Here is a 3,856-nt window from a genome sequence, read left to right on the forward strand (position 1 = left end):
CCACGCCTTCGCCGGCAAGCTGGCTCCTACGAAAAGCAGTTCAAGCCCCCTCGCCACAAAGGATTCAGAGCTCGCGCACCACGCGAAAGCCCAGCCAGTCGCCGCTGCTGGTGGGCAGGCTGCTGTTGCGATTGCCGGAGCGGGAAAACACCGGCGCCTCGCCCCAGTCGTTGCCGCGCATCACCTGGCGTTTGCAGTTCTGTTCCAGCCACGGGCTGCCGTCGGTGGGCACGCCGACGTAGTCTTCGCGGTAGCAGTCGGCGACCCACTCGTACACGTTGCCGTGCATGTCGAACACGCCAAAGGCATTGGCCGGGAAGGTGCCGGCCGGGGAGGTGAAGTTGTAGCCGTCGGCGGCGCCGTAGGTGTTGGCGTTTTTCGAGATCTGGTAGTCGGCGCCTTCATCGAACGCAAACGGGAAAGACCCGGTGCTGCCGGCGCGGGCGGCGTATTCGCGGATCGACTCGCTGGGCAGGCGATAGGCATGACCGGTTTTCTTCGACAGCCAGGCAATGTAACCCTGGGCTTCGGCGGCATTCATGCACACCGCCGGGTGGCGTGCGGTCTGTTTGAAACTCGGTTTGCCGGCCGTGCAACGACGGCCCGGTCGATCGTCGAAGTCGGCGGGGGTGTTGCCGGTGGCGCGCACGTACGCGTCCCATTCGCCCGCCAGCACCTGGAAGCGACTGATGGCGAAGGGGCGAGTGAAAGTCACTTCATGCAGCGGACCTTCATCGGGCTGGTGACCGACTTCATCCGCTGGCGTGCCCATGGTGTAGCGGCCGGCGGGCAGCACGACCATTTCCGGACAGTCCTTGCAGTCCTTGAACACTTTGCCGGGGGCTGGCGGGGTCGCGGCCTGGGCCGTGCCGGGCAGCAGGCCGGCGAGCAAGGCGGTCAGCGCCAGGGCGGAGAACGTGTGGGGCGTTTTCATAAGTTGTCTCGGTTAAAGGAAACGGTGCCTCGCAGCGCAGGTTCACGCGCGAAGCTTTTTGCCAAGCACATCAATGAAGCGGTCCACCTCGGCTTCGGTGTTGAGCAGGCCGGGCGCGGTGCGGATCACCGGGCCGACGTCGCGACTGACCGCATCGCAGACAATCCGGTGTTGCATCAGGTGGGCGGCCACGGCATCGCTGTCCTGAGCCTTGACCCGAAAGAAGCTGAACCCGGCCGAAAACCTCGGATCGACCGGGGTGACCAGCTCGACGCCCGGCTGCTCCAGCAAGCGCTGTTTGAGGTAGCTGTTGAGCTGATGGATGCGCGCCTGGACGTCGGCCTTGCCCAGCTCCAGGTGCAACTTGAATGCTTCGTCCACGGCCCAGCGATGTTCGAAGGCATGAAAGCCGCCCGGGGACATGATGGTGGAGAAGGTCGTGGCTTCGGAGAACGTTGGCACGCTCGGGCTGACGTACTTGAGCTCTTCGCTGCGGCTGCAAACGATGCCGGTGCCGCGAGGGCCGAACATCCATTTGTGGGTGCCGGCAATGAAGAAGTCGCAGTTCATCGCCGGGAAACTCAAGTCTTCGACGCCGAAGCCGTGCACGCCATCGACCACGTAAACGATCCGGTCCTGGTCGTCGCGCTGGCGGTTGTGTTCATCGACCAGGCCGGCAATGTCGCCGATCGGCAGCTTCACGCCACTGCCCGAGTGCACCCAGGTCATGCCCAGCACGCGAGTTTCGGGGCGGATGTTGCGGTTGAGGGTATCCAGCACCTGGTCCGCCGAGATCGTTTGTGGCTGCTCGAACAATTGAATCTTGCGCACTGGGGTGCCGTCGCGCTGGTGGCGAAACCGCAGGATGTTGTTCGTGGAGTAGTGCTCGTGAACCGTGGTGAGGATTTCCTGATCGGGGCGCACTTGCACACCGCCATAAATCATCGCCAGGCCTTCGGTGGTGCTGCCGGTGAGGGCGATTTGGGTCGGTTTGACCTGCAAATACCGGCCGGCCCAGAGCCGCACGTTTTCTTCGCGCTGCTCGGTCACGCCCAAGTCCCAGTCCATGGCCAGCCCGGGATTTTTATCGAGCTCGGCCCGGTGACGGTCGATGGCCTCACGCACCGGTTTCGGGTGGGAGGTCACCAGAAAATTGGCGAAGTGGATGACGTTCGGGTCCTGGTCGAACCATTGACGCAGATGTGCCCATTTGTCCCGGGGCAGGGCTTGCAGCGGCGCGGCGGCGGCCGGGGAGGCGAGGCTGGCACCCAGCGGCAGGCCGGCGGCGAGGATCCCGGCCTGTTTCAGAAAGGTACGGCGATCACTCATGGTTTGACCGGCCCCTGGTGAGAAAACAGTGTGGGTTTCGCGGCTTTTTGCACCTGCTCCCAGACCCGCAGGAAGTTACCGCCCCAGAGCTTGGCGATGTCGGCTTCGGAATAACCGCGCTGGATCAGTTCGGCGGTGACGTTGCGGATTTCCCCGACATTTTCCCACCCCTTGATGCCGCCGCCGTCGTTGAAGTCCGAGGCGATGCCGACGTGGTCGATGCCGACCTTGCGCACGGTGTAATCGATGGCGTCGCCCAGATCCTTGAGCGTGGCCTTGGGTTCTTCCTCAAGAATGGCGTACAGGCCACTGGCGTATTGACCGAGCTTTTGTTCCGACCATGCGGTGATGATCGGGTCGCCCGGCATCAACGCCATCGCCAGGTTGGGCAACGGCGGCAGGTCGAAACGCGCGCGCAGGGCGTTGAGTTTGTCCTGGGTGCCTTGGGTCAGCGGTTTGAGGTATTGCGAGAAACCGACCACTTGCACCACGCCGCCGCTGTTCTTGATCAGTTGCAGCTCTTTGTCGCTGAGGTTGCGCGGGATGTCCACCGAGGCCCGTGGCGCCGAGTGCGAGGCCACCATCGGTGTGCGGCTCAGGTGCGCCACTTGCTCCAGGCCCTTGGTCGACATCTGCGACACATCAATGATCACGCCCAGATCGTTGAGCCGCTGCACCGCTTGTTTGCCGATATCCGACAGCCCATCGAGGGCATCGGGGGAGTCGTTGAAAAACGGCAGCGGTCGTGACGAATCGGCCCAACTGTTGTTGCCGATGTAGCTGAAGCCGAACATGCGCATGCCGCGCGCGGCCCACAGGTCCAGTTTGCTCAGGTCATTGCCCAGCGGGTAGGCGTTGAGCATGCTGATGAAAATCGCAAACTTGCCTTCGCCGTGCAGGCGTCGGAAGTCGTCGGGGGTGTAGGCGATGCCGACCTGATTGGGAAAGTCGCGAACCAGCCCGGAGATGATTTTGTAGCGCACTTCCTGCTGGTTGCGCGCTTCTTCGACGAAACCGTCGGTGGGCCTGTGGGGCGCATTCGGGCCGTTCCACATTTCCGGCCAGCCGAACACCGTCAGGGCCGCGCCGGACAGCCGACCGCGATTGGCCTTGATCAGGTCGAACTGCCCGGAACCGTCCTTGTCGGCCTCATTGCCATGGGCGCCGAAGTTCAGGGGGACGGTGATGTGGCTGTCGAAGGAAAGGATCCGCTCCTGCAGTTCGGTGGCCTGTTTCATGACCTTGACTGGGTATCCGGGGTTGTCCTTGAACCAATGATCCCAGACCAGCCAGCCTGCGCCGGCGCTGATGGCCAGGGCCAGTGGCAGGCCGAGGTACAGCGCTTTTTTCGAACGTGTTTTTGTCATCGCCATCTCAGTCAGGTTCGCCGCCCCGGTGCAGGCGCAGGGGCCTTTGCTATCTGGGAGGAACGAGTGACCGATAAAAAAAATTAGGGGTTTGTGCAATACCCTTAGGAGCTGCGCAATACCTTGTGGCGAGGGGGCTTGCCCCCGTTCGGCTGCGAAGCAGTCGTAAAACCGGCAAACGCATTCTGACTGCGGAACCGCGGGGAGCGGATTTGGGGTTGCTTCG

At 62.9% G+C, this 3,856-nt stretch carries 3 protein-coding genes; all 3 read right to left on the reverse strand.

The window, feature by feature from the left end; genetic code table 11:
• Positions 1-64 precede the first annotated feature (64 nt).
• From pvdO to pvdM, 3 genes are read right to left on the reverse strand one after another with little or no spacing between them, the layout of a single operon-like run.
• Positions 65-934 carry a dihydropyoverdine dehydrogenase gene (gene pvdO / locus HCU66_RS26715; RefSeq protein WP_205891094.1) on the reverse strand — a complete coding sequence of 290 codons (870 nt, stop codon included), beginning with the start codon at positions 932-934 and terminating at the stop codon, positions 65-67.
• 42 nt (positions 935-976) lie between these two features.
• Complete coding sequence (pvdN, locus tag HCU66_RS26720) at positions 977-2,263, reverse strand: pyoverdine-tailoring periplasmic protein PvdN (RefSeq protein ID WP_205891093.1); 1,287 nt, start codon at positions 2,261-2,263, stop codon at positions 977-979.
• Positions 2,260-3,630 (reverse strand): dipeptidase, encoded by a 1,371-nt coding sequence (gene pvdM / locus HCU66_RS26725; RefSeq protein WP_205891092.1) that lies wholly within the window; start codon positions 3,628-3,630, stop codon positions 2,260-2,262. The genes pvdN and pvdM overlap by 4 nt, the downstream gene beginning before the upstream one ends.
• Positions 3,631-3,856 lie beyond the last annotated feature (226 nt).

The organism is Pseudomonas frederiksbergensis, from assembly GCF_017114915.1.
GTDB classification, from domain to species: Bacteria; Pseudomonadota; Gammaproteobacteria; order Pseudomonadales; family Pseudomonadaceae; genus Aquipseudomonas; species Aquipseudomonas frederiksbergensis_I.